This is a genomic window from Alteromonas sp. ABD4_190 (assembly GCF_056160105.1).
Map to the genome: position 1 here is coordinate 3,231,469 of NZ_JBSWWN010000001.1, position 26,139 is coordinate 3,257,607.

25 protein-coding genes are annotated in these 26,139 nt (G+C 41.4%); 16 read left to right on the forward strand and 9 right to left on the reverse strand.

Annotated elements, in window-relative coordinates; genetic code table 11:
- Positions 1 to 55: 55 nt before the first annotated feature.
- The 15 genes from ACXAFM_RS14080 to ACXAFM_RS14150 all read left to right on the forward strand — a co-directional run bounded on the left by ACXAFM_RS14080 (position 56) and on the right by ACXAFM_RS14150 (position 16,373).
- Positions 56 to 901: a flagellin N-terminal helical domain-containing protein gene (locus tag ACXAFM_RS14080; RefSeq protein WP_474834946.1), complete on the forward strand. Its 846-nt coding sequence runs from the start codon at positions 56 to 58 to the stop codon at positions 899 to 901.
- A 742-nt stretch (positions 902 to 1,643) separates the two neighbouring features.
- Entirely contained in the window at positions 1,644 to 2,483 is an 840-nt protein-coding gene (locus ACXAFM_RS14085; RefSeq protein WP_474834948.1) for a flagellin N-terminal helical domain-containing protein, read from the forward strand.
- A 93-nt stretch (positions 2,484 to 2,576) separates the two neighbouring features.
- Positions 2,577 to 3,065, forward strand: a complete 489-nt coding sequence (locus tag ACXAFM_RS14090) for a flagellar protein FlaG (RefSeq protein WP_474834950.1) — start codon at positions 2,577 to 2,579, stop codon at positions 3,063 to 3,065.
- Positions 3,066 to 3,078: 13 nt separating this feature from the next.
- Positions 3,079 to 4,509, forward strand: a complete 1,431-nt coding sequence (gene fliD, locus ACXAFM_RS14095) for a flagellar filament capping protein FliD (RefSeq protein WP_474834952.1) — start codon at positions 3,079 to 3,081, stop codon at positions 4,507 to 4,509.
- Positions 4,510 to 4,531: 22 nt separating this feature from the next.
- A complete protein-coding gene (fliS, locus tag ACXAFM_RS14100; RefSeq protein ID WP_474831601.1) occupies positions 4,532 to 4,960 on the forward strand; it encodes a flagellar export chaperone FliS in 429 nt (142 codons plus the stop codon).
- Between the two features lie 71 nt (positions 4,961 to 5,031).
- A complete protein-coding gene (locus ACXAFM_RS14105) occupies positions 5,032 to 5,271 on the forward strand; it encodes a hypothetical protein (protein ID WP_474831599.1) in 240 nt (79 codons plus the stop codon).
- A 2-nt stretch (positions 5,272 to 5,273) separates the two neighbouring features.
- Positions 5,274 to 8,648, forward strand: coding sequence for a motility associated factor glycosyltransferase family protein (locus ACXAFM_RS14110; protein WP_474834954.1), 3,375 nt, complete (start codon positions 5,274 to 5,276; stop codon positions 8,646 to 8,648).
- A 45-nt stretch (positions 8,649 to 8,693) separates the two neighbouring features.
- The gene (locus ACXAFM_RS14115) at positions 8,694 to 9,647 is read left to right on the forward strand and encodes a stealth family protein (RefSeq protein WP_474834956.1); all 954 of its coding nucleotides are present in this window, start codon (positions 8,694 to 8,696) and stop codon (positions 9,645 to 9,647) included.
- A 160-nt stretch (positions 9,648 to 9,807) separates the two neighbouring features.
- On the forward strand, positions 9,808 to 10,881 hold the full coding sequence (locus ACXAFM_RS14120; RefSeq protein WP_474834958.1) for a hypothetical protein: 1,074 nt from the start codon (positions 9,808 to 9,810) through the stop codon (positions 10,879 to 10,881).
- Positions 10,882 to 10,892: 11 nt separating this feature from the next.
- Positions 10,893 to 12,020 carry a GDP-mannose 4,6-dehydratase gene (gmd, locus tag ACXAFM_RS14125; protein WP_474834960.1) on the forward strand — a complete coding sequence of 376 codons (1,128 nt, stop codon included), beginning with the start codon at positions 10,893 to 10,895 and terminating at the stop codon, positions 12,018 to 12,020.
- Complete coding sequence (locus ACXAFM_RS14130; RefSeq protein WP_474834962.1) at positions 12,013 to 13,134, forward strand: DegT/DnrJ/EryC1/StrS family aminotransferase; 1,122 nt, start codon at positions 12,013 to 12,015, stop codon at positions 13,132 to 13,134. Before gmd ends, ACXAFM_RS14130 begins: the two co-directional genes overlap by 8 nt.
- Positions 13,135 to 13,136: 2 nt before the next feature.
- On the forward strand, positions 13,137 to 14,186 hold the full coding sequence (locus tag ACXAFM_RS14135) for an N-acetylneuraminate synthase family protein (protein WP_474834964.1): 1,050 nt from the start codon (positions 13,137 to 13,139) through the stop codon (positions 14,184 to 14,186).
- Entirely contained in the window at positions 14,167 to 14,805 is a 639-nt protein-coding gene (locus tag ACXAFM_RS14140; RefSeq protein WP_474834966.1) for a NeuD/PglB/VioB family sugar acetyltransferase, read from the forward strand. The genes ACXAFM_RS14135 and ACXAFM_RS14140 overlap by 20 nt, the downstream gene beginning before the upstream one ends.
- Complete coding sequence (locus tag ACXAFM_RS14145; protein WP_474834968.1) at positions 14,802 to 15,656, forward strand: sugar phosphate isomerase/epimerase family protein; 855 nt, start codon at positions 14,802 to 14,804, stop codon at positions 15,654 to 15,656. The genes ACXAFM_RS14140 and ACXAFM_RS14145 overlap by 4 nt, the downstream gene beginning before the upstream one ends.
- Before the next feature lie 18 nt (positions 15,657 to 15,674).
- On the forward strand, positions 15,675 to 16,373 hold the full coding sequence (locus ACXAFM_RS14150) for an acylneuraminate cytidylyltransferase family protein (protein WP_474834970.1): 699 nt from the start codon (positions 15,675 to 15,677) through the stop codon (positions 16,371 to 16,373).
- A 13-nt stretch (positions 16,374 to 16,386) separates the two neighbouring features.
- Here ACXAFM_RS14150 and ACXAFM_RS14155 read toward each other — a convergent pair whose 3' ends face one another.
- A complete protein-coding gene (locus ACXAFM_RS14155) occupies positions 16,387 to 17,667 on the reverse strand; it encodes a class I SAM-dependent methyltransferase (RefSeq protein ID WP_474834972.1) in 1,281 nt (426 codons plus the stop codon).
- 155 nt (positions 17,668 to 17,822) lie between these two features.
- Here ACXAFM_RS14155 and ACXAFM_RS14160 point away from each other — a divergent pair, with 155 nt between their 5' ends.
- Complete coding sequence (locus ACXAFM_RS14160) at positions 17,823 to 18,701, forward strand: GSCFA domain-containing protein (protein WP_474831573.1); 879 nt, start codon at positions 17,823 to 17,825, stop codon at positions 18,699 to 18,701.
- 42 nt (positions 18,702 to 18,743) lie between these two features.
- Here ACXAFM_RS14160 and ACXAFM_RS14165 read toward each other — a convergent pair whose 3' ends face one another.
- Genes ACXAFM_RS14165 through pseF form a run of 8 tightly spaced genes read right to left on the reverse strand, consistent with a single transcriptional unit; the run spans position 18,744 to position 26,132 of the window.
- Positions 18,744 to 20,264 carry a CDP-glycerol glycerophosphotransferase family protein gene (locus ACXAFM_RS14165; protein WP_474834974.1) on the reverse strand — a complete coding sequence of 507 codons (1,521 nt, stop codon included), beginning with the start codon at positions 20,262 to 20,264 and terminating at the stop codon, positions 18,744 to 18,746.
- A 40-nt stretch (positions 20,265 to 20,304) separates the two neighbouring features.
- A complete protein-coding gene (locus ACXAFM_RS14170) occupies positions 20,305 to 21,051 on the reverse strand; it encodes an SDR family NAD(P)-dependent oxidoreductase (RefSeq protein WP_474834976.1) in 747 nt (248 codons plus the stop codon).
- A gap of 29 nt (positions 21,052 to 21,080) precedes the next feature.
- Positions 21,081 to 22,442: an AMP-binding protein gene (locus ACXAFM_RS14175; RefSeq protein WP_474834978.1), complete on the reverse strand. Its 1,362-nt coding sequence runs from the start codon at positions 22,440 to 22,442 to the stop codon at positions 21,081 to 21,083.
- 14 nt (positions 22,443 to 22,456) lie between these two features.
- Entirely contained in the window at positions 22,457 to 22,708 is a 252-nt protein-coding gene (locus ACXAFM_RS14180) for an acyl carrier protein (RefSeq protein WP_474834980.1), read from the reverse strand.
- Positions 22,709 to 22,741: 33 nt separating this feature from the next.
- Positions 22,742 to 23,329 (reverse strand): UDP-4-amino-4,6-dideoxy-N-acetyl-beta-L-altrosamine N-acetyltransferase, encoded by a 588-nt coding sequence (pseH, locus tag ACXAFM_RS14185; RefSeq protein WP_474834982.1) that lies wholly within the window; start codon positions 23,327 to 23,329, stop codon positions 22,742 to 22,744.
- 2 nt (positions 23,330 to 23,331) lie between these two features.
- A complete protein-coding gene (pseI, locus tag ACXAFM_RS14190) occupies positions 23,332 to 24,381 on the reverse strand; it encodes a pseudaminic acid synthase (RefSeq protein ID WP_474834984.1) in 1,050 nt (349 codons plus the stop codon).
- Positions 24,368 to 25,429: a UDP-2,4-diacetamido-2,4,6-trideoxy-beta-L-altropyranose hydrolase gene (gene pseG / locus ACXAFM_RS14195; protein WP_474834986.1), complete on the reverse strand. Its 1,062-nt coding sequence runs from the start codon at positions 25,427 to 25,429 to the stop codon at positions 24,368 to 24,370. Before pseG ends, pseI begins: the two co-directional genes overlap by 14 nt.
- Position 25,430: 1 nt before the next feature.
- The gene (pseF, locus tag ACXAFM_RS14200) at positions 25,431 to 26,132 is read right to left on the reverse strand and encodes a pseudaminic acid cytidylyltransferase (protein ID WP_474834988.1); all 702 of its coding nucleotides are present in this window, start codon (positions 26,130 to 26,132) and stop codon (positions 25,431 to 25,433) included.
- Positions 26,133 to 26,139 lie beyond the last annotated feature (7 nt).

Here is a 26,139-nt window from a genome sequence, read left to right on the forward strand (position 1 = left end):
ACTGCGCACATAATAAAACCAATAGCGCAACACTCGAAACTGTTAGGAGAGACCCATGAGTCTATTTGTAAATACCAATGTGTCATCGTTAAATGCACAACGCCAACTATTCACAACTGGCAATAACTTAAGTACCGCCTTTGAGCGTCTATCATCTGGCTTCCGCATCAATAGTGCTGCTGATGATGCTGCTGGCCTTCAAATTACCGACCGAATGACATCTCAGATTCAAGGTCTGAACCAAGCGGTACGAAATGCGAACGATGGTATATCACTTGCGCAAACTGCTGAAGGCGCTATGGCTGAAACGACAACCGCCCTTCAACGTATTCGTACACTAGCCATTCAGTCGCAAAATGGCATCAACAGCTCAGCTGACCGTGTTGCGCTACAAAAAGAAGTATCTGCACTTCGTACAGAAATATCACGTATTTCAACTACAACGCAATTCGCAGGTGTAGACATATTAACAGGTGATTTTTCTGCCAAGTTCCTTGTTGGTGCAAATGCAGGTCAGACAATTTCTGTAAACTTGTCCGCACAGGCACTGGGTCGTGCAGGTGTTAATGGGTTCAGTGCAACCGGTTTAGGCATTATTTCTGATGATGTGTTAACCGAAGCAGGAGCATCACGTTTGTTAACCGCGGTAGATAAAGCGGTATCGGCAATCGGTGGCCTTCGCGCTGATTTAGGTGCACTGCAAAATCGATTCCAGTCGACAATCCGTAACTTGAGTAACATTTCTGAAAACGTGTCTGCGGCAAGATCGCGTATCAAAGACGCTGACTTTGCCACTGAAACGGCAGAATTAAGCCGTAACCAGATATTACAGCAGGCAAGTACCACTATTTTAGCCCAGGCGAACCAGCGCCCTCAGGCTGCATTATCACTGCTAGGCTAATAGTTTTAGTTAGTATTAAGCGCTATTTGGGAAGGAGTTGAGAGGCCATCCCCTGAAGAAAGGAATGCGGCCATTAAGGCCGCCCCTTTGAGAAAGCGCCGACTAACAGGACTGAGAGTGTAGAAGTGTTGGTTGAGAGGCCAGTTTATCCTACTAAACCCTGCCAGCCGACAGAAACTGAATTTGCTCTATCTCCTAACGTGAGCAAATTGGCCGAGATATCGTTGTCTCGGCCTTTTTTTTATTTTTTACCGAAACATCTCACCAATATCAAACTACGGTAGAGCAACGCCGTAGCTCACCCAACACAATGCATATTAAGTGCCAATTTCTGTAACTCTATCATCTTAATATTCTTCAACGTATTAGGTTCCAATAAGTTTGGATTTATTGTAAGCAATTAATAGAGCATCAAGGCAACGATTATTTCTAGAATCAGTGTGTCTTATACCAATCCGTATAACTCATTACCCACTTAGATTCCAAAGAATTACAATGAATTTTAAAAAATAAATTGATTAATAGTCTTTATAATCAGTGGCTTATTTATTTTCTGGTAAGTTTTTTTAAAAAAATAACAAAAAAGGCTAAAGAACCTAAAGCATTGGCCGATACCTATTGTTGAGGGGTAATTTAATTTACTTTTATATTGAGGTGTTGGCGGGAGTAGTGACCCAGCTGATATGAACTGGAAGGATTTGATGATAGCAGATTTGCCGTCGAATCCCTAGGAGGTAATCTAATGTCTTTATTTGTAAATACCAATGTTTCATCGATCAATGCTCAACGTCAGCTTTTTGACGTTAATGATCGTTTGAATACGTCGTTTGAAAGACTTTCATCGGGATTCCGCATTAATAGTGCATCGGATGACGCTGCAGGTCTTCAAATTTCTGACCGTCTTACTTCACAAGTACAGGGCCTTAACCAAGCAGTACGAAATGCTAACGACGCTATATCTTTGTCGCAAACAGCAGAAGGTGCACTTAGCGAAGTTACCACAAGCCTACAGCGTATTCGTACTCTTGCTGTACAATCACAGAACGGTATCAACAGCTCTGCTGATCGTTTGGCACTACAAAAAGAAGTGTCTGCTTTACGTACTGAAATATCGCGTATCGCTACCGATACACAGTTTGGTAACGTGAACATATTAGACGGTAACTTTTCTGCAAAATTCCTTGTAGGTGCAAATGCTGGCCAAACAATTTCAGTAAATCTGTCGTCTACAAACCTTGGATCAATTAGTGGATTCAGTGCAACTGGTCTTGGTATCACTACAAACAGTGTTGCTACAGCTGATGGGGCGTCTGCTTTACTTGGCGATGTTGATGCTGCTATCTCTGGTATCGGGGCGGTTCGTGCAGACTTAGGTGCGCTTCAAAACCGTTTTCAGTCAACCATTCGTAATCTAAGCAACATCAGCGAAAACTTATCATCGGCGCGTTCTCAGATTCGTGACACTGATTTTGCAGCTGAAACTGCTGAGCTAACGAGAAACCAGATTATCCAGCAGGCATCTGTTTCTGTACTAAGTCAGGCAAATCAGCGTCCTCAAACAGCGCTGTCATTGCTTGGATAAGCTATACTTAAAATAGTTACCTTAGTTGAGATGTAACGGGTGCTTGCTTTTTAAGCAAGGGCCCGTTTTGTGGTTTCAGTAGGGAGGTATTAGGTGGAAATTCAAAATACCCAAGTTGGCCAGTCGTTTGCATCACCAGGGCCTAAGAATGCTGGTGTAGTTGAAAGTGACGTTAAACGTGAAATAGAAGGCTCTGAGACTAAAGAGCGGTCTTTTCTTAATAACGGGCAGAATGCTAACGTCAGTGCAGCGCAGGATGTGTTAGACAAAACAGGAAGTCAGCAAATTCTTTCTCAAGCTTCTCCGTCGCAGGCCGATATAAGAGAAGAAGAGAGTAACGGTGTTGAGTTAGACGATGCTATTGCCAAAGTTGAGTCATTTTTAAAAGTTCAGAATCGAGACTTAGCTTTCACTATCGATGAAAAGACGAATCGCTCAGTAGTGACGGTTAAAGATTCAACGTCTGGTGATGTGATAAGGCAAATACCTTCAGAAGAGGTTTTAAAGCTTGCTGATCGCATCCAAGAGTTACAGCAGGATGTTGGTAACAGCGTAGGAGTGTTTATCAACAACCAAGTTTAACATGAGGTAAATTATGACAATTCAGTCTCTAGGTGTAGGATCGGGTTTAGCCCTTGATGATCTTGTACAACAACTTCTGACCGCAGAGCGCCAACCTAAAGAGGAGCGTTTGAATGCGAAAGAAGAGCGTATTGAGGCTGAAATTTCTGGCCTTGGTCAAATAAAATCGAAGCTCTCTGACTTCAAAGATGCCGTCGACGAGTTGCGAAGCGACAATGGTATCAATGGGCGAGAGCCTACCATCACAAATCCTTCAGAAGACAATGATGTACTGTCCGCAGAAGCATCAAATTCAGCATTGCGAGGCAGTTACGAAGTTGTTGTCGAACAACTTGCTGCTGGAAGCCGTATAACTACAGACGCCGGTGCGTTTACATCAAGTAGCGACCCTGTGCTTTCATCAGGTACAGGTTCATTGACATTTGACGTGGGTGGAAGCGAGAGCTTTACCGTAGATGTTACTGCTGGCATGTCACTAACCGCGTTACGTGAAAAAATAAACAGCGCTGATGATAACTTCGGGGTAACCGCAAATATAATTGATACAGGAACCGGTGCAGGACCACGTTTAGTTTTCTCGTCCAGCGAAACAGGCGATGGCAATGACTTGGTAATCACTAATGACACCGGGGCTGCTGAGTTAGATCGTTTATCAACGACTGGCGGTACCAACAACATTAGTGCCGCGAACATTGAAAGCGCGCGCAACGCTATCGCATATATTGATGGTATCGAAGTTCAAAGTAGTTCCAATGAGTTTGAAAATACTATTCAGAACGTATCGTTTGAAGTAAACGAAGTTTCTCCCAAAGATGCCGCAGGGGACTTTTTAGCAACCAAACTAAGTATCGGTTATGACAAAGAAGGTTTAGATAAAAAAATCAGAGACTTTGTCGATAACTACAATGCACTGGTTGATGAAATTAAAACGCTCACTCGTTATGGAGAGTCTGAATTAGAAGAAGACGGCGCATTAGCCGGAGATTCTTTATTGCGCGGTATCCAAAGTGGGTTAGCGTCCATTGTTGGCGATAGTGTAAGTTCCTCTGCCTTAGGCGGGTTGTTCCAGATTGGTATTGAATTTGATGACGACGGTAAGCTGGAAATTGGCACGACAGATTTTGGGCTTGGTTCTGGGGAAGATAGATTAGAAGATGCACTTGAAGATAGCTTTGATGAAATCGCCAAGTTGTTTACCGACCCAGACGAGGGTATTGCTACACGGCTTTATGAATTTTCAAAAGAATACACTTCTTTCAGTGGATTGATTAGCTTAAGAGAACGTGCAGCGAAAGACGACCGCGAAGATTTGTTCGACGAGCGGGAGACCTTAGAGCTACGCATGCTGAATTACGAAGAGATTCTTCGAGACAAATATTTGAACCTCGACCAAACCGTTGCACAGTTGAACCAGACTGGATCAGCGCTGCTAGCGTCGTTGTAATTAATTTAGAGTTGGAGTTTTTATGTCACTCAAAGGTATAAATGCCTACCGTAAAGGTAATCTGAAACAAGATGTGGCAAATGCAGATCCGCATAAGCTTACGCTGATGCTGTTGCAAGGAGCACTTGATCGAATCGCATACGCAAAAGGTGCGATGGAGCGTAAAGAATTGGTAATCAAAGCTGATTATATCTCAAAAGCGAATGCGATAATTATGCATCTGCGGGACACCCTTGACCTTGAGGTAGGCGGTGAAGTCGCCGAAAATATGTTCGCGCTATATAATTATATGATTGAACGCTTAAATGATGCACATTTTAATAACGACTTGAATATGTTAGATGAAGTGTCTAGCCTATTAACACCAATTCGAGATGCTTGGGTACAGATTCCTGAAGAGGCTAAACAGGAAGCCTATGAGGCCCAGCGTCAGAACCGACAAGCTATTTGAAAAACTCGATATTAAATCACAGCAGCACTCCATTATTTCTTCAAGCAGTTAACGCAGAGTTAGCTGCTTGTTTGTCTTCGTCCAGTGACACTTTTTCTACCGAACGATTTCGGTACCTTTCCCAAATACGCCATAAAGTTGTTGTTCGAGCGCTATCACGTCTTGAACACGATGAAAAAAAATCGTTTGCAAAAAAAGAAATTGAAATAAATCAAAAGCTTGAAGAGCTGGCGCAAGGCTTGCTAGATAACGCAAAAAAGGAAGCGGTTAAATTTTCAAGAGGCCGCGCAGCCGTTAAGAAATATAAATAATTATGCTAAATCAAATTCAGCTACATATTCATGACGATGAAGAAAAGCAACTTGAGGTAGAGAAGCAGGCTGCCCATTCTTTGAGGTTGCGTTATCACGAAAATGTAGAGGCGTTTCGTCGACATATTCCTTCTTTAGTTTCTCTCGTAAAAACTGACAAGACCAGTAACTCTACATTGTTGTGTAATAAATACGGTGAGCTAAATGTAGTTAACGTCACCACGGGGCAAGTATTGTATGGTCTGTATCCATCACAAGATGTTTCAGAAGAAGTAACTCAAGCTCTGCAAGATATGTCCCCTGTCTACTTCGATTTGGATATCAAGCAAGAACCTAATGTGCTAGTTATATTTGGGCTAGGACTTGGCTATCACATTCCTATGCTCCTAGAGCACAGTAAATTTCGAAATATTGTTATTTATGAACCAGATGAAGAGTTGTTTATCTGTTCTCTCTCCGTTATCAACTGGAGGCATATACTCGAATCCGCGAAGCAGAATGGCGTTGGGCTATTTCTTCAGATTGGAGACAGTGGAAAGCAAATTTTTGAAAATATGACTGAGTTGCAGCAGCATCTCGGTAGTAGTGGTTTTTACTACTATAAACATCTTAATAACGATGTTTTTGACGACTTAGAATTAAAACTGAGAACGGTGTCTTGGACTGAGTTGCGCAATTGGAAGGGGGGAGATAATAAAAGCAATTCTATAGTTAATTATTTGCCACCATGGACGAAAAGAGTATTCTCAAGAGATGCAAGCAACCGGTTGGAGAGCCAAAGGTTCAGAGATAATCTGAAAGCATTTATGTCTTTTTTTCCGTCAGTTTATGAAGAGTTTAAAAACTACTCACCGTCTGTCTGGGTTCCCTATCGCGAAGACTCATCTCATATCAATATATTGCATAAAAATACCCGCTCGTTGTTTTATCAGTATGATGCAGTTAAAGCATGCGAAGATAGTTTTCATTGTTTTGCCCAGCGTCCTCATAAAGATGGAATTATTCTTGGTTATAAAGGCAAAAAATTAAGAAACTATCTGCATTATCAGATGGTAATAGAATGCGAGTCAGTCCTAAAAGGTGTGAAAGACGAAACCGGTTCATTACCCCAAGCCGTAAAGTCAGTCATTTTTTTTGGACTGGCAGCAGGTTATGATTTATCTCATCTTATAGAGCATCATGATGTTGAAAAATTATTTATTTGTGAGCCGAACAAAGACTTCTTTTATGCATCATTGCACGCTTTAGACTGGGTCACAATCTTAGACTACTTCTCTAAAAAAGAGCGCAGACTTTACCTAAACATCGGAGATGATGGAACCAATTTAACCAACGATCTCCTTGTACAATTTCAGTCTATTGGCCCTTACGTACTAGCGAATACCTATTTTTACCAATCCTATTACAATGAACACCTTGTTAAAGCAATTTCTCAATTAAGAGAGCAATTACAAGTTATGATTGCAATGGGAGATTATTTTGATAACGCAAGATATGGAACGGCTCACACACTTTGGGCTATTCAAAATAAGATACCTTTTTTGAAGAAAAACGTATCGTCCCAACTGTCAGTCGAAGACAAAGATGTGCCAGTTTTCATTGTCGGAAATGGTCCCTCTCTGGATAATTTAATCCCTTTGTTAAAGGAAGAAGGGCAAAGAGGAATCATCGTTTCTTGTGGAACAGTTCTTCAAACGCTTCACGCCAACGGAATCGTTCCCGATTTTCATGCAGAAATTGAGGCAAACCGTTCAACATTCGACTGGGCTGTACGAATAAACGATTCTGAATATTTAAAAAAGATAACCTTAATAAGCTGTAATGGTGTACATCCAGATACGTGCGAATTATATAAAGACGTACTGCTTGCTTTTAAACAAGGTGAGGCTTCTACCGTCTCAATCTTTGAGCTGTATGACAAAAATGGGTTTGCAGCACTCAATAATGCTTATCCAACAGTGACAAATTTCGCGGTTAACTTTTTTACAGAGATAGGATTTCAGCAATTTTACATGCTTGGAACAGACCTTGGTTTTGTAGATGCAAAACATCACCACAGTAAAGCGTCAGGCTACTACAGTGAAACAGGCCAAGATCTTTACGATTATAACGCTGAGAACAACACATCGCTGATTGTTCCCGGTAATTTCCGGCCTTACGTAAACACAAAGTACGAGTTCAAGGTTTCTAAATCTGTATTAGAAAACACGTTGTTAAGTAAACAGGTAGATGTGTACAACTTGAATGACGGGGCTAGGATTCTAGGTGCAAGGCCTCTAAATATTGATAACGCAATTATTATCAGTAAAGAAGATAATAAACAAACTGCGCTCGAGAACGTTAGAAGAATAGGGTTCGAGACATTGGGCAAGAAGGATTTTATTGAGCGATTTGAAAGGCGGTTTCATCACGATGAGTTGCTGAGCGAGTTGCGGCAGCTTCATGAAATCATTCCCCTCTCGTTTGAAAATGAAAGCCAAGTGGTTGAACTTATAGAAAAACAGCGAAGTATTCTTGTTAATTCACTGCTTAAAAAGAAATCGATACTTTTTTTCTACCTTAATGGAACGCTTAATTATATTAATAGCTCTTTTACTAAAATAACGAATCTGCAAAACAAACAACGTGTGATTGAACTAAGTCAAGAGCTAGCAAATATTTGGTCCAGATATACCTTATATATGCTCAAAAGTTTTGAGTTTCAGAAATTTGAGTTCGACAATATAACTAGCTTTATGGGGAAAAGACGTGAATTACTCATCCGACATTATCTAGAGAGCAAACCATTTAGACTACACTTCGCAGGTCAGTCACTGCGAGCGGCATCAAGCTCATATCTAGAAATGTTACGTGAATATGAGTCTGAAAAGGCGTTACAGATTGATGTTTACGTTGATAGCGATCGCGAAGTGGTTTTAAACAGCGCATTTGGTTGCAGGCTCCAACGCAACTACGTTACGTCAGTTTCATCCTTATTTCACACAAGTGGTAATACTGTTTATTTACCTGGGAGCCTTTCGGACGATAAATATTCATTATCTTGTAATGATGAAACTCGAGTTAATTTCTTAGTGCTTTCAATTATAAGCGGTCTAAAGTCTGTTGTTATTGTACCTAAGCAAATATATCTTGAAGATAGTGAGCCATTTGGATTAGAAACTATTCTTGCCAGCTTCAAGGGATATTTTTGCTATGGTGCGGTGGACTTCATAGTGATAAGTGAGCGTAAGTTAACCTCGAACGAATTGCACCTTGGCACCGGTGATCGATTGACCTTTATACCGCAATTAAAAAAATTAGATTTACTCGGTAGAAAACTTAATGCTTCAGCGTACCTTCGATCTAAGCAAGAACTTGTCTCTCGCGGAACAAGCTAATGAACAATATTTTACTTTTCTCGCCTCAAAGTGACATCGTCGTGTATGTGTAAAGATGATATTGATTTCGTCATACTCTGGGTTGATGGTAACGATGAAACACACAAACGGCGTAGGAAAAAATATCTGTCTAATGAGATAACGCGCAGTGCAAGTGATGCTGAACAATCCACTGGAGATAATAGGTTTCTTCAGCACGATGAACTTCGTTTCTGCCTTAGATCAATTAAGCGATATGCGCCTTGGTTTCGCAAAATTTGGTTGGTAACAGACGGGCAAACCCCATCTTTTCTCACTGAAACATTACTCGAGCAAGATAGAATATATATTGTTGATCACAAGGATATTTTCGTTGGGAAAGAGAAATACCTTCCCACATTCAATACGCGAGCCATTGCTAGTCAAATCGATAGGATCCCGGGCCTGAGTGAAAAGTTTGTCTATGGGAATGATGACTTTATATTAGGTGCCGATACATCTGCTTCTTTCTTTTTTGACGGCCATATCCCTAAAATATGGGGAGATTGGACGAGTGAAGGCATAAATGGTGCCAGTACGCTTTTTCAGCAAGGCATGATAAACGCATGGAAGCTATTTGGGCAGGACGATGGCCACTATATTCATGTGAGTCACGGTTTTCAGCCTATGACAAAAAGCATTGTTGGAACGTTAAAGTCTCATTTTTCAACAGAGTTTGAAAATAATTTAACCTACCGTTTTCGTCATAGATCGCAGTTTATAATAGAGTCGCTCGTAAACCATTATTGTCATTATGTGATGAAAGCGAACGTATTAGGTACGTTACCGATGGTACATTTTAGTTTCGAGCTTTGTAGGTACGGAGATAGAAATAAAATAGCGTTTTTATTTGAATTACTAAAAAATGCTGAAAGAACAATGTTTTGTCTTAATGAATACCACTCATTGGTTTCTCGCATACCGCTTGTAGAAACCTACCTTGATAGTCTTTGCGGCCCGAAACTGATTAGCGAAGTCTGAATCGTTATTGTGACAATTTTTGCTTCAACACTGCGGTTTGAATTGGCTTAGTTAGGATTTCGAGTTCTAACGTTTATGCTTTCAAAGGTTCGGCCGATATACTGTATAGCAACTAATATTACTGCGATCACTTACACTAGATCTAATTAAAAAAACAATTATGCGACAGAATAAATCGATCCTTATACTGGTTTCGTCACCATTTCAATATTGGTGCGCGCAGGAATATCTTTTTCAATTTGGTTTAGTTAATGAATCGATAACAGTTGTAAATGCCGCCACTTTTTGTGCAAATTCAATGGAACAAATTGAGAAACTGCATGGAAATCTGAATAACATTGTAGAGCACACGTTGACTATTCCTAAACAAGGTGAATTAAAGAGTCGCATATTGCCCTATGCTGACTTAGCCTGTTTACTTTCAAAAAATCTATTTGATATCATTCTCTTAGGTGACCTTAGACAGATTTGGATGCAAGATATTGCGTGTAGCCTTAAGTGTAAACAAGTTGTTTTAGTCGATGATGGGGCTGCTACCAATGTTTTCGTCGAGAAATTAATGGCGCCTGCTAGATTTTTATTGCCTATATCTATGCACGAACAAAGTTCGGCTAGAAAAGAGCAAGCTTCGTCTATAAAGCAGGAGTTAGGACTAAAAATAGAGAAAAAGCGCTTCGTTCTGTATTCTGTCTTTTCTTTTTCTCAGCATAAGGACGCCCAGCTGAATCGTTTGTCTTCATTGAAAACAATCTTTCAAAACAACACGGCAGAACGCAAAGTAGAAAACCACTTTATCGGTTCTCCAGTATCCGAAAAGAAAATAGTTGACGAGAAAGATTACGAGGAAATCCTTCGAGATGCAGCAATGTTAGCTGATCCGACTAAGTCGTTAATCTATTTTGCGCACCGGGCAGAAAATATAGCTGTAAAAAGACCATTGTTAGAAAGCCTTGGTTTTAGCATAGAAGTGCATGATGAACCCTACGAGTTAGTGTGCGCTAAACAAAATAGAATACCTATGCAAATCATCGGTATGCACTCAACTAGCTTATTCAATATGAAGGTATTGTTTGACGCAGAGATAGATGCGATTTGCTATAAAATCAAAGAAACCAAATTGCAAAATTTGGACAACATTAATTGGGGAAGTGATAAATTCTCCTTAAAAGATCATATAGAGTCTATTTACAATCGACTTGATGAGTTCAATATTGCAGTACGCTACCCAAGTTAAGTGAGGATAACATGGCAAGAAAAGTAGCATTTATAACTGGGGTGACGGGGCAAGACGGAGCTTATTTATCTCGCTTGCTTTTAGACAAGGGCTACGAAGTTCATGGAGTCCGGCGCAGAGCGTCGTTACCTAATTTAGACAGGGTCCACGATTTAGTCGACCCTCCTCAGCAAGTTAAAAACAATTTTTATCTGCACTATGGCGATATGAGTGACTCACTATCTTTAGTCAGGTTACTTAATGAAGTGCGCCCAACCGAAATTTATAATCTTGCTGCTCAAAGCCACGTCCATGTATCTTTCAACACGCCAGAGAATACTGCTGATGTTAATGCAATGGGGACACTTCGCTTACTTGATGCTATTAGAACTTTGAAATTGGAATCATCAGTTAGGTTTTATCAAGCTTCAACTAGTGAACTATACGGTAAAATTCAGGCACCTCGCCAGAGTGAAAGTACCCCTTTTTACCCCCGTTCTCCTTACGCAACAGCAAAACTTTATGCGTATTGGTCAGTGGTTAATTATCGAGAATCTTATGGAATGTATGCCTGCAACGGTATTTTGTTTAATCATGAATCAAAATATCGAGGTAAAACGTTTGTCACGAGAAAAATCACATCGACGATAGCTCGAATTGCCTTTGCCCTTCAAGACTGTTTGTTTCTTGGAAATATTGATGCACAAAGAGATTGGGGGCATGCAAAGGATTACGTTGAAGCGCAATGGTTAATGTTGCAGCAAGAAGTACCCGAAGATTTTGTTATTGCGTCAGGCAGAAAAACATCCGTCAGAGAATTCGTCGAAATGAGCTTTAATCTGCTGGGAGTAACCCTAAGGTGGCAGGGGAAAGGGGTCGATGAAGTTGGTATTGTAGAAAGTATTAACTTGGAAAAACTTGGTGAAAGAACACAAGGTTTCTCGTCGTCACTGAAAACTGGTGATGTGGTTGTTCGAATAGACCCTTATTATTTTCGTCCAAACGAAGTAGATGTGCTCTGGGGCGATGCGAGCAAAGCAAAAGATAAGCTTGGATGGGAACCGTCTATTAGCCTAAAAGAAATGGTTGAAGAAATGGTATTGCATGACCTCACACTAGCCAGGGATGAGGCAATTTTGAATAAGTACAGAAATGACTAAGTCAACATTTATTCCGGTATCTCAGCCCTTCGTCGATGACAAAGCGAAAGAGCTTGTCTTAGATTGCCTAGATACAGGTTGGATTTCGTCTCAAGGAGAGTATGTTGGGCGCTTTGAGCACGAATTTGCTAGCTACGTCGGGGCGAAATTCGCGATAAGTGTAACAAGCGGCACGGCAGCGCTCCACCTTGCGTTGATGGCCCTAAATATTGGTCCGGGTGATGAAGTTATTGTGCCCGATTTGACGTTCGCAGCGACCGCCAATGCTGTTTTACTTTGCGGCGCGAAGCCAATTTTGTGCTGTGTAAATCAGGCGACGTGGACGATAGACATTGATGATTGCAAAACCCTCATCAGCCCAAACACTAAGGCGATCATTCCTGTTCATTTGTATGGTAACCCAGCGGATATGACCGCCCTACTTTCGTTGGCGAGAATACACAATATCGAAGTGATAGAAGATTGTGCAGAATCATTGGGAGCAAGCATACATCAAAAGTATACAGGAACAATTGGAACGATAGGCTGCTATAGCTTTTTTGCCAATAAGCTGCTCTCTACAGGTGAGGGAGGTATGCTAACAACAAACAACCCAGAGTTAGCCAGCAAAATACGCGTTTTGCGTGATCATGGAATGTCTCCAGAAAGGCGTTACTGGCATGACGTTGCTGGCCTTAATTATCGAATGACTAATATTCAAGCTGCCATAGGCGTGGCGCAACTTGCTTTATTAGACGAATTCACCGCTTCAAGAACGAAGCAAGAAAGTATCTACAAAGAAATGTTGTCACATGTGCCTGCAATTACATTTAAGAAAGTAATTGATGATGCGACTCCGGTAAACTGGCTTATGTCGATACGAGTTACCTCCGTTGATAAAAAGCAAAACGCTTCTGCGCTGCATAAGTGGTTACACGACAATTTTGTTGACTCTAGGCCCTTCTTTTTTCCTCTTCATCAACAACCACCATACCGTGATGAGAGAGAGGCGTTGGAATCAACGAGCGCTCTGTCACAGTCAGGTTTGTCTTTGCCTACTTTTATTGGACTAAAAGATGACCAAATTACGCATATCTGCAAGCTAATTACTCAGTTTATGAATATCAGAGGTTAATCATGCCGAGTTTCTCTAAAGAAATAAAAATTGCTAATCATGTTATTGGCGCCCAAAAACCTGTGTATGTAATTGCTGAGGCAGGGGTCAATCACAATGGCGATATTCGACTTGCTTATCAGTTGATAGATATAGCGATCAAATCAGGTGCAGATGCAGTAAAGTTCCAACTGTTTAATACTGAGTCACTTATCAAAACTAATGTGAAAAAAGCGACTTATCAAATTGAGACTGACAGCGAGAGCCAAAGCCAATATGAGATGTTAAAAGCACTGGAGATTTCGCCGAGTGACTGTGAAAATCTAGCTAAATATGCAGCGGAGCACGGAATAGATTTTATTGTTACGCCTTTTGATGAACCCAGCCTCACTTTCTTACTAACTTTACCGATTGCTGCATTAAAAATATCCTCAACAGACCTTACTAATCTAGCATTTATAGAGCGAGCCTCGCACGCAAATATCCCACTCATTCTTTCCACTGGAATGAGTGAGCAGTCTGAAGTAGACGAAGCGATAGAAGCACTTAAAGGCAATTGTAAAGATCTGGTCTTATTGCAATGTACGTCGAGTTATCCTGCGCCGCTATCTCAACTAAACCTCAGGGTAATGAAAAAATATGCGGAAGATTACCAAGTGGTTGTTGGATATTCTGATCATACAAGCGGTATTGGTGCTTCTCCCTATGCAGTTGCAGCAGGCGCCTCAATTATTGAAAAACATTTTACTATAGATAAATCATTGCCTGGGCCTGATCATCAAGCATCTTTATCACCTTCAGAGCTTTCTTTATTTATTGATGAAATACGTAAAGTTGAAACTATGATGGGCAGAGAAATTAAGCGTGTAGAGTTATGTGAAAAAGAAAATAGGCTTGCGCTTCAAAAATGCTTAGTGGCCGCGACATATATTTCTGCAGGTGAAGCGTTAACCTCAGAAAACATGATAGCGAGAAGGACTGGTGGAAAAGGCGTTCCTGCTAACTTTCTTAGTGAGTTAGTGGGAGAACTTGCTACGCTAGATTACGCGCCGGGTGACATCATTGAGCACTGAGAATCGAGTTATAAAAGTCAATGTAGTTGGAGCGGGGGGGCACTCTCGTTCCCTGCTAGCACTTTTGTCGGCGTGTAATATTTCTGTAGAAAGAGTGGTTGACCGAAGGGTGGTACCGGGAGAGCAAATACTCGGTATCCCAGTGAGTGACATTTACAGTGAAGATCTCAACCTCTCCGAACATAGCAGTGTAGTCGCCATCGGAGACAACACAGCAAGACGCAAAGTTCTATTAGAGATTGGTGAGGGAATATACCCTTTACCATTACTACATCCGTCTGCTTTGATAGAACCCTCTTCAAAAATTGGCAGATACAGCCAAGTTTTTGCAGGTTCCTATGTCGGCCCGTTAGCTCAAGTAGGCGAGAATGTCATTTTAAACACTTACTCTATAGTTGAGCACGAAGCTAAGGTGGGTAATGACTCCCATATAGCGGTCGGAGCAAAAATATTGGGGCGGGCACGGGTGGGGAAAGGCTGCTTTATTGGTGCCGGAGCAGTGATAAAAGATAATGTTTCAGTCTGTGACGATGTAACTGTAGGTGCTAATAGCTTTGTAAACAAATCGATTCATGAACCAGGTATCTATGTTGGCACGCCAGTGAAGAGGTTAAAATGAATAGTAATATTTTTGTTTCAAGCAGTTGCGTAAATAACCGAAAAATTTCTGAAAGCGTCGAGGAGTTAGCGAAAGCAGGTTTTTCGCATATTGAGTTATCTGGAGGAACCAATCTTTACCCTAATTGGAAAGATGAGCTAATTCAGCTGAAGGGGCAATATAGACTTACTTATAGATGTCACAATTATTTCCCCCCCCCAGAGAACCACTTTGTTTTAAATTTGTCTGCAAGCGATGACGAAGTTAGAGAGCGATCTATCTCCCATGTTCTAGAGGCAATATCATTGTCACAGGAGTTGGGAGCAAAGGAATATGGAATTCATGCAGGTTTTCGCTTCCAGCCGGATTACAAAAAGCTAGGGCAGCAGTTCGATGCTGTTGATTTGCAGGAAGAAAATGAAGCAATAGAAAGGTTTGCCGTTGCATGGAAAGAGCTTAAGCTTGTTGCCGAGGAAAAAGGGGTAAAGCTCTATGTGGAAAATAACGTATTTTCTAGTGCCAATAAAAGAGCATTTGGCAATATAAATCCGTTTCTAGCAACAGACGCCCATTCAATAGCTAAGTTAAATGATGCCTGCGAGATTAACCTATTACTGGATATTGCTCATCTAAAAGTGAGTTGTGAAAGCTTATCTAAGTCGTTTGAAGATGAGTTAAAACATCTCATGCCAAAAACTGACTACCTTCACTTTAGTGACAACAATGGACTAGCTGATACTAATCAAGGTTTCACTAATTCATCAGAAATCTACCACTTACTGAAAAAGTATGATTACTCGGAAAAAACTATCACGCTTGAAGTCTATGATGATAAGTTAAAACAAACCTTTGATGCAGTTAAGACATTCTAATCGTCCAGGAGTCGATAGGTGATAGCGAAAAAACGCGTTTTAGCAATAGTACCGGCTCGTTCTGGTTCTAAAGGGCTTAAAAATAAAAATATTCTCGTTTTTAACGGCAAGCCTCTATTAGCATGGACTATCGAAGCTGCACGGAAAGTAGATGAGATTGATGAAGTGCTTTTGTCTACTGACAGTGAGCAATACGCTAAAATAGGTAAAAGTTATGGGGCGTCAGTTCCGTTCCTTAGAAGCCCTGAACTGTCAAATGATAACGCTTCACTGATGTCAGTAGTTGAAAGTACAGTAGACGAACTAAAAAAAAGAGGGGAAAGCTACGATATTGTTGTTGTATTACAGCCTACTTCTCCGTTAAGAACGACCTCGCATATCTCTGAAGCGCTAAAGACGTTTTTATCTTTAGATTATTCTCCTAAATCAATGGCATCGGTTTATCAAGTGGAGTCGAAATACCGTTGGCTGCTTCACAAAGATGAAAGGGGATGTCTACGTTTCCTCGATGATAAACTCAACCGAGGCGTTGGTTTTGCTAGACAAGAAAATGCAGATGTTTTCATGCCCAATGGTGCGATTTTTATTTATGAAAGTCAGCACCTAGGTAGCCAGTATCAACAAACTACATTACCGTACCTTATGTCTAATGAGAGCTCTATAGATGTTGACACTCAAGAAGATTTCGACAAAGCACTCTCGCTCAGTGTTAAGTAATGCAAAGCTAACACTACTTATAAAGAGAGAGGATTTCAGTACCTCGCTTTTCTAAGTACTCTAATCGTCTAGCAATCGATTCTTGAAAGCTGTCGGAACTAATTATAATGACGTCTGGTTGTACGCGTTCTAGTGTTGTGACCTTTATCCCTTCTATGGTTTTGTCTTGAAAAGATGAGTCAGGGGTTAATACGCAATCAATGAATGCTTTGATGTTTTCATTTAAGCTACTTAGAAGCGTTGATGTATGTTGCCCTGTACCATAAAGCGCGATAACTTCAGTGCTTTTTCGGCTAATATATTCTTCTAAAGTTAATATCAGCTTTGACCATTTTTCTAATTTTTTATGATGTAACGTCTTAGCTAAAGAGTCTCGTTCACGTTCTAAATGAGTTAGAAAAGTATTAATAGACCCATATTCGTTTGCGACACTTTTTGTAGCATGATCACTTTGCTTAAAAACGGCCCTGATTGACTCATCGCCACTTATCAAAGAAAAGCCAGCGCGTTTTAGTGTGTTCTTCAATGTTGCAAGATTAAAGTGATAGTTGTGTGCATTTTGAAGATATTTTAAAAAATCGCAGTCGTAAGACTCTTTCAGATTAAAAAGACCAGGCACCTCGATATAAAGTAAACCATCATCTTTAAGAAGCGTTTTTATGCTAGCAAGCTCGCTTTCTATGCTAGAAAAATGTTCTAGCACGTGACTCAAGATAACTACGTCGAAGTGTTTCGGCCGTTCTTCTTTTAACGTATGAGATGAAATGCAAGCTAGCTCAAGACCTAAGGACCTGCCAAACTCAAGGTATCGCTCCCCTAGATCAATCCCCAATACAGAATCACCGTTACGAAGGAAAGGGTAGAGGATACCGCCAGCTCCACATCCTATTTCTAAAACGTGTTGATGCTTTTTCTCTCTGTAAGGTTCAAGAAACGAAAAAATTCTATTGCCTCTCCTATGCTGTTTATTGAAGAATCGTTCATCAGCTACTTCTTTGCCAACGTATAACTCTCGATAAAGTGAGGCATAAAATAATTCGGAGCTTTCAGGGTCTAGCCGTTCTTTAGAGTAAACTTGTCCGCACTTTTTACAAATTACTGTGTTAAGCGGTATCCCGTATCTATCTTTCTGAGCAAGTGTGTAGGAATCATCTTCACCACACAAGCACTGCACGGCTTCGTATCGTAAGCTGTTGTTTGCTAGCTTCTGACGAAATGTATTAAGCGCTTCAGTCTGCGCCTTATTTAAGGGCATTAACGAAATATCATCACTTCTAAATCGCTTTGACAGCATTGCTAATTCTCTCCTTAGACGGGTTTATATAGTAGCGGCAACACTTAGATTTACTTAACTAAAATCGTTATTAAAAGTACGATACGCTAAAAATCTAAAGCGAGTGGCATTGTGGCCGATACTTAAGAAAGCGCTTTGGAACAGTGGGGATTTTCATGAAAAAGATGAGCGTACTTGAAAAACATGGCTTTGCCGGGCTCAATCGATGGCCGGGGAATGAGCAGCTTGCTAGTGCAGACGCAGTAGCTGATTACTTTATGCACGGCTACTCGCCCAGCGCACCTATCATATCCAAAGAAACGAATATTACGGCATTCGGGTCTTGCTTCGCAGGTAACGTATCTCGCTTTTTACTTAAGAAAGGATACAAAGTGAATGCCCACAGTTGGGATCACAATCTTTCAGACGTAATTAGAATTGATGAGATAATGGTTCACACTCCAGCATTGTTAGCCCAATTTGAATGGGCCTTCAGCGACAAGCCTCTTGGCTCAGTTTTTATAGGGAGTGCGGAAGAGAAAGCTCAGACTTATCACAGCATGGATGCATGTAAGTCGATCATCAAAAATACAGACTTCTTTATTATCACATTGGGTCTCACCGAAGCATGGTATGACAAAGAGAATGAGCAATATCTGTGGAAGTTCGTGCCCAATAGAAAACTTGATCCTGAGCGTTTTGAAAGCCGTTTTGTTTCTTTTAGTGAAAATTTAAATAACCTTGAAAAAATTTACACGCTTATAAAACACAATAAACCTGATTCCAAAATTCTGTTTACGCTTTCACCCATACCTCTTCTAGGGTCATATCACGGAAAATCTGTTGTTTGTGCTAATACTGCTTCAAAGGCGACTTTGCGCGCGGTAATTCATGAATTTATATCCAGCAAAAACGATGAGAATCTGTTTTACTTCCCTTCATATGAGCTTGTGAATAATTATGTAGATTCGCCTTGGAAAGATGATTACAGACATATAACGCCCGAGTCTGTTGAGACAATAATGTCAATCTTCGGGCAGTACTATTTAGAGTAAATTCGCACTACCAACGCGTTGTTTGGTTTTTACATCAAAAGTTTAGTCTTGACGTAAACGGGCGACTATCAAGCGAGATGATGGACGATTGTTCATTTGAAATTTATCTAGCAGTTCTGGTTGCCTTTTATTCACAGCGAAATTCACTATCGGAGCATCGAGTTCTGACTTAACTGATAAGCAGTTGAGCATTTCCTCAATACTAGAAACCACGTCACCGGCAATAAAGTCGTCGTCGCTGACCAATGTCTCACCTCGCAGTTTCAAGTACTCTTCTTTATCGTATTGAAAGTAGATGATCGGTTTATTGGCAAGTAAGAAATCATACGCGATTGAAGAATAATCAGTAACAAGGACCGATGCCTCTGCAAGCCAAGGGTAGACATTTTTACCGCTCGGATAGAGGTAAATAGCCGGGTGATTAGGAAGTCGTTGTAATCTATCACTTTCTTCAAGACCCATGGCTTCGCCAAACAAACGTGAGATAAAAGGATGAAACTTAAGAACGAACGCCCGTTTATTTTCACAGCACCAGGCATTGAGTGTATCTAAATCAAGAGGGTACTCATTATTACCCCAGTCTCGGTATGTTGGAGCATAAACAATAAAGTCGCCTGATTCTTGCTTTACTTTCTCAATAAGCTCAAAAGGCTCTGCATTGATCCAGTCACGTTCAGAAGGACTTTGAAAAAATGCATCATTTCTTGGGTAGCCCAACGCCAAGTAAGTATTCGCTCTGAAAATCTTCGGGAAAATTTCTTGGTTGAACCACGCCGAACTCGAAATAAAAATGTCGTCGCAAATATCTGGATAGTGTTTGTTGCCACTTAAAGCTTTATAGGGCAAGCCATGCCACAACTGAACGACTGGAATAAACTTGCGCAATATTGTGAATGTGTTTCCAGTATACTCATGGTCGACAATAATTCGCTTGGCACAACAGATTTTCCACAATACTTTGAAAGATAATTTTTCAAACTTTGTTTCGTCATTATCCAGTTCAGAAATATGTTGTTTTAAGTTTAGGCCTAGCAAAAAAGATTCTTTATGGTGTTGTTGCTTATGCTCACGATACGCAAGCAGTACATTGGTATCGAAGAACCCTTCAGCGTAGTAGAGATAAGAGCGCTTCGGTGCAGCCATTCGCACTGTTTTTAAGACAAGTGCACACATAGTGAACCAAAATCGGCTTATACAATAACTTACTGGGGCACGATAGCGAGAAAAAGATAGCGTGGTCTGCTGTGTTTCAGATGGCAATACGTTGTTTTCTGACTTAGGAAAAATATCCATTTCATTGCATAACCACAAAGACTTTCGTGGGAAATGTCGCTTTACCAAACCAGCCGCAACATCGTCAGTATAAGTACTCTTGTGCAACACAACCTGTGCGGCGGCAGGGAAATGAGCAATATCGTTAACGATATCATCACCCTGTTTGAGGTTATCTACAAAGCCATTTACACAATAGCCTGCGCTTTTAAGGCGTTTAGCTAACTTTCTGCCAGCGGGGTTGGCAGGTGCAATATAAAGCGGGGTGTTTTTGTTAATACCGGTGCGCATGTTGTTCCCGTCAGGCTTCGTGCTCTAATCAATGAAAGTATTAAGCGGTTGAGCCAGCGTCAACCGTTATAATTGTGCCGGTCATAGATTTGGCCGTTTCACCCATTAAATAAAGCACGGCAGAGGCCGCGTCGGCAGGCGAAGCTAATCTGCCTAAAGGACTGCGACGTTTCACGCTTTCCAATTTGTCACCTTGCAGTGAGGACGTCATTTCAGTTTGCATATAGCCTGGTGCAACACAGTTTACCGTTATGCCCGCTTTACCCACTTCACGAGAAAGCGAGCGGGTAAACCCTTCTAATGCGGCTTTACTCGCTGCATACACGCTTAAGCCGTTAAATCCTGTACTGGCTATAATCGAAGATATGTTAATAATGCGACCGGTGCGATTTAGCATCATGCTACGGGATAGATACTTACTTAACAAAATAGGAGCTTGTACATTGATATCGAGTAATGTGCTGATCTCACTGTTGTGCATGGTGGCCAACACACCGTCCAACCCAACTGCAGCGTTGTTCACCAATCCGTAAGGGCGGCCGTATAATTCTGTGATTGATTTACACAGTGCGTGGATGCCATTAAGATCTGCCAAGTCATATGGGATGTGAGCAATTGACTGTTTATGAGCCTCACAAAGGCGCGATAAATTTTCACTCAGGCTGCGTGAAATAGCCACGACAAAGTAGTTTTCTTGAAGTAACAGCGTGCATATGGCAAGCCCGAGCCCACGACTCGCTCCGGTAACAACAACAGTATTCTTTTGGCTTTTCAAAGACGAGTTCAACGGAGTTATTCCTTGCAGTACTGATTAGTTCATTGTCTAACTAGCTTACCAGTATCGGATAGGGCTAGTTCATCGACGACATTGATTTTCGTGGGCATATCATTTCTGCCCAAGTGCGCTTTACAATGGAGCAATAAAGCGAGCTGTATGTCTTTGTGCTTAACGCTCTCAGGTGTCGTTTTCAACACTATATCGGCCACGACAATACTACCTAAAATCTTATTTTCTTTACCATATACTCTAGCTTGTGCGACGAGAGGCGAGGTTAATAGCACGTTTTCCACCGTCTCAGGAAAAACTTTGTGACCACCCACATTAATGGCCCCATTCACACGCCCTTTGAAGTAAACCCTCTCGTCTTCGATAAATACAACATCTTGCGTATTGATATACCCCAATTCGTCTATTTCTATGGTGTTCACTGTCGTATTGAGTCGGATATTGTCACAAATAGGTTTCACCCATAATAGATTGTTTTTTATCTTTAATTGAGTTTCGTTTACACCGTCTTTTACCCATGAAAGGGGAAAACCTGCTTTTTTGTCACTAACAGCAAAACCCACACCGGCTTCAGTAGACGCATAAATATGAAAAATTTTGGCTGAGGGATAATGAGATGAAAGGGCATTGAGCAATTGCTGATCCGCTATTTCTCCCCCAAGCGTAATGCGAGATAGTGAAAGCGCTTCTAAACTTTGTGTCATTAAGAGTTGTCGCCACCAAGACGGTGTGGCTGATATTGCGCCAACTTTGCTCTCAACCATTAACGCTACTTTCTCATCTAACGTGCCCAAGGTGCAGTCAACTAGACAGTCGCCGTTTAACAGACTTTGAAGTAGAACCTGAAGGCCTGCAAACTTATTAGGCTTATAGGTGAGTCCCCAACAATGAGATGTTGTTTCGCTAAGCCTAATAGAGGCACATAGGCTTTCAGTATTATGCGCTATCTTCTTGGGTCTTCCTGTGGTGCCTGACGTGTAAAGCAGCCACGTTGAGTGAATAGCTCCTTTGTTTTCCTTGGTGGAAATGGGCGAATAACAAAATCGATCTGATAGAATAGAGAATTGCTCTTTAAGCCCCTCAAGAGCGAGTAATATAGCGATGAACTCTGATACTGATGAGTAGAAAAGCTCACGCTCTTGAACCTTTGGGTCGGCCGCGCGCTGTTGACCAACCTTGATATCGGATGGATCTGGGTCTTGAATATTCAGGCCTGTGCTACTGAGGCTCTTTTCTTCGCTAAGCATACTCTCTTTTGCGCTAAAGGCTTTTAACTCCTCTCGGAGGGCCTCAGCATTAGAAATAAGAGAAGTGAACGAGATTTTTTCGCCACTAGATGTGATGATTGCGGTGCCAGTAAATGCCTTGAGTTGCTCGATTAAGGGTTTCACGGAAATGTATTTTTCTATTTCAATGTGTTGCTATAAACATTAACAAATTCGCCCAACGTTCTTGGATAGACGGCTAACTCCATTTCGCTAAAGGGATCTACGCCTAATTCCTCTTCAAGTTGCGCAACCAGCATAGCAAAGCCCAAAGAATCTAAACCACTTTGCAATAAAACGGTGTCGTCTGAAATATTTTCAATCAGGGTGCAATCTGCTATCAGTGCAACTTGTTCCATACTCGTTAATATGGTCTGTTTTAATTCAGACATGTTTGTTTTTTCTCTTAAATTGTTGTGGAAGGATTATAAATCAAATTGAATAAAGTTCGCTGCCGCACTAACTTGTTTAGGCAACCGACTCAATATTTTGGTTTTATTGCGTTGCCATTGTTCCCGTTTGTATTCAAAACGCTTCACCGAATGTCTCTCTTCATTTTGCGTGAAAGTACGCCCATCCTCTAAGGCCGTGTATTGAAAAAGGGTATGAAGTTTAATGACGCTTTTATTGAACGATAGAACTTCTGCGTAGAGTACCGCCGCATCTTTCAATTCAAGTGCATATTGTAGGGCGGCGATTTCTAATAGAAGTCCAGAACCAGGCCATACATCACCTTCACCGATATAACACCCCCATTCAAGCGTGTAAGGTGTAGATTGATGTTCTGAGAAATTTAACACACCAATAGGTCTATCATTTTGATAGAAGACGAAAAAACAGCGGCTTTCGTCATTTTTTAACGCGTCAAACCACGCTTCATGCTGTGACCAAGTAATTTCATCTTGGTTGTGCATGTTTTGGCGTATGTGGGGCTGGTTGCGCCATTGCAATACAAGTTCAAGTTCATTTGAAGTGAGAGGCGAAAAACGGCTGCTGGGCGAACGTGTAGCCATGTTTACACTAAGTCCCATGACATAGGTGTGCCTTTGTTCACCGCCTTTGTAACTGGCTTACCCAGAAGCGTGGGCAAATGCTTCACTGCCAAACCAAGGCCAGGGCGAATAGCCCGTAAATTTGATTCGGTTAACACGTCTCCTGCAACTAAGTCTTCGCAAACGTAAAGTGAACGTCGATGAGTGCGCGAGTTTAATTCAGAGGGCGTGCAACCGTAATTTACCTTGCCAACCGCGATAGCAGCGCGCTTAGTTTCGTCAACCAGCGCTGTAAACTCAGCTGGTTCAAGCGAAAATGCTGCGTCGACTCCTCCCGCTTTTCGGTCAATGACGAAATGCTTTTCTATAACTGTAGCGCCTAATGCCGTTGCTGCTACAGCAACGCCAATGCCTGTCGTATGGTCTGATAGTCCAACCTGACAGTTAAACATTTGCTTCATGTGTTCAATGGTTGCAAGGTTTGCATTAACTGGGTCGGCGGGATACTGACTAGTACACTTTAGTAATATATACTCTGAGCATCCATTGTTCTCTAGTACTTCCACAGTCTCGGCAATCTCAACAAGACTTGCCATCCCGGTAGAAACGATGACAGGCTTACCTGTTTTAGCAACTTTGGCGAGTAGGCTATGGTCAGTGTTCTCAAAGGATGCAATTTTATAACATGGGACGTCTAAGGATTCTAAGAAGTCAACCGCTGTTGAGTCGAATGGCGTACTGAAAGCAGTCATGCCACGGGCCTTAGCTCGCTCGAAAATAGTGCGGTGCCATTCCCATGGGGTATATGCTTTTTTGTAAAGCTCATATAAAGAACTACCGTGCCAAAGGCTGCTTTCATCATCAATAAAAAACTCACCTTTTGCTACATCGATAGTCATTGTATCTGCAGTGTATGTTTGCAGTTTTAAAGCATGAACGCCCGCGTCAGCGGCAGCATCCACCATCTGAAGTGCAAGATTCAGGTCGTGATTATGGTTGCCAGAAAGTTCGGCAATAATAAAAGGGGGGAGCCCTTCTCCCACATTGAAACTGTCAATTTTAATGTTCTTCAATGCTTAAACCCCGTTGACTATCTCTATTTCTCATTAACGATATCATCTCTTTGCTTATCAAAGACGCTCCGCCACCCAGTGGTACAATTTTGTTTAAATCTGTTTGAGCATCAAGCTCTTTAGCAGTGGTTGAAAAGTGATTTCTTAGCGAAGTAGCTATATCGTCACTTGAAACAGAGTTAACATGACCTAAATAATCACAGCCACCTAGTGAGGCTAAATATTCGGTTGCCTCGCGTTGGTTATCTGCAATGGTAATAATGACGCCGGGCAAGTCACAGGCACAGCGTTCCCAATGCATACTGCCACCGGCGCTAATCATCAAACTAGCTTTACACATTAATTCAGCCATGTTGTCGCTATTAATGTGAATTGTTATCCCATCAATTAATCGAGCTTGTTCGATCACAGCTTGTTTATACATGTTACCTGCACCTATCACCACATCGGCGGTTAAACTTAATTCTTTAACTTTTGCCAGTGCCTGTAAAGCAGTAGAGGTCGTATTCGTTGGGTCGCTACCCCCGAAACAAATAAGTACATGCTTGGGTTTTCTTATGATGTTCTTTTGACGTACCTGATAAAACTCTTCCCTTAACAGCGCATATTTAGGCCCAATTAGCTGCGAACAATCCTTTGGTATCAGCGAGGTATAACGCTGTTCGGAATTCTCTGACAAGTTTACATCGATAAGTAAGTGGCAGTTGTGTTTTCTGTTAGCAAGGTCGTCAATCACGACAACGATAGCGCCATCATCAACCAATTCACTTTCAAATTTAGCGTCGAGTTTATAGTGATCGACAACCCAAATTTCTGCATTGATGTGACCAACGTCGCTCTCTACTTTAGGAACGTACGTAATACTAATGCCGGCAGCCTCAAAAGTGGCTTCAAGCATGTTAGCGCCTTGTGTACTAACAGCGATGACGTCCAGCTGAATATTGTCGACCTTGAAGGCATGTCTAAGCGCTTTTGCCAAGGTAATGCAACGCATTGCGTGGCCGCCACCTATTTTCGTTGATGCGTCTACGCGTATAGCCAAGCGCACACTAATATTCTCCCATTTCTTTAAGTACTTTGAACATAACTTCGGCGCGTTTCCAGTCTTGTTCCGTGTCTATGTCCTGCACCAAATGACTGGGTAACTTTATCATGCGCGAACTCTTTGAAAAAACACGAGCAGTAGGATTCATCCAAGTCTTATTCTGTGCAATATACAGCTGGCCTGCATCGTGAAATGTGTCGACTAAATCTTGCGAACGTTTACCAATGTTTTCTTTTGAGAAAGCTGTCACTTCACCGTGCGGACCCTCTAGCAGCGCTCGCTGAATAGGAAACGAAAATTGATTAGCGGTGAATACAAAGCCAGCATTTTCTTTTTGAAGCTTTTCAACCGCCTTATCAATTATCTGACTTGTTAGAAAGGGAGCAGTGGCATAAACACAAGCACAAATGTCAATCGAAAGACCTTGGTCAATTAACTGTTTTAAAGTTTGTCTTATTACCGGTGTGGTGCCTGTTTTGTCATCTGCAAGAGATGCTTCTCTCAAAAACGGCACTTCCGCACCATATGTTTGTGCTATTTCAGCTATTTCACGATCATCGGTGGATACGAAAACGCGATCAATATGTCGGCTTTCTTTCACCGCTTCTATCGAATAAGCAATAACTGGTTTACCACAAAATGATCTAATGTTTTTTCGAGGAATGCGCTTACTTCCGCCCCTCGCGGGTATGATGGCTATATTCATAACACTC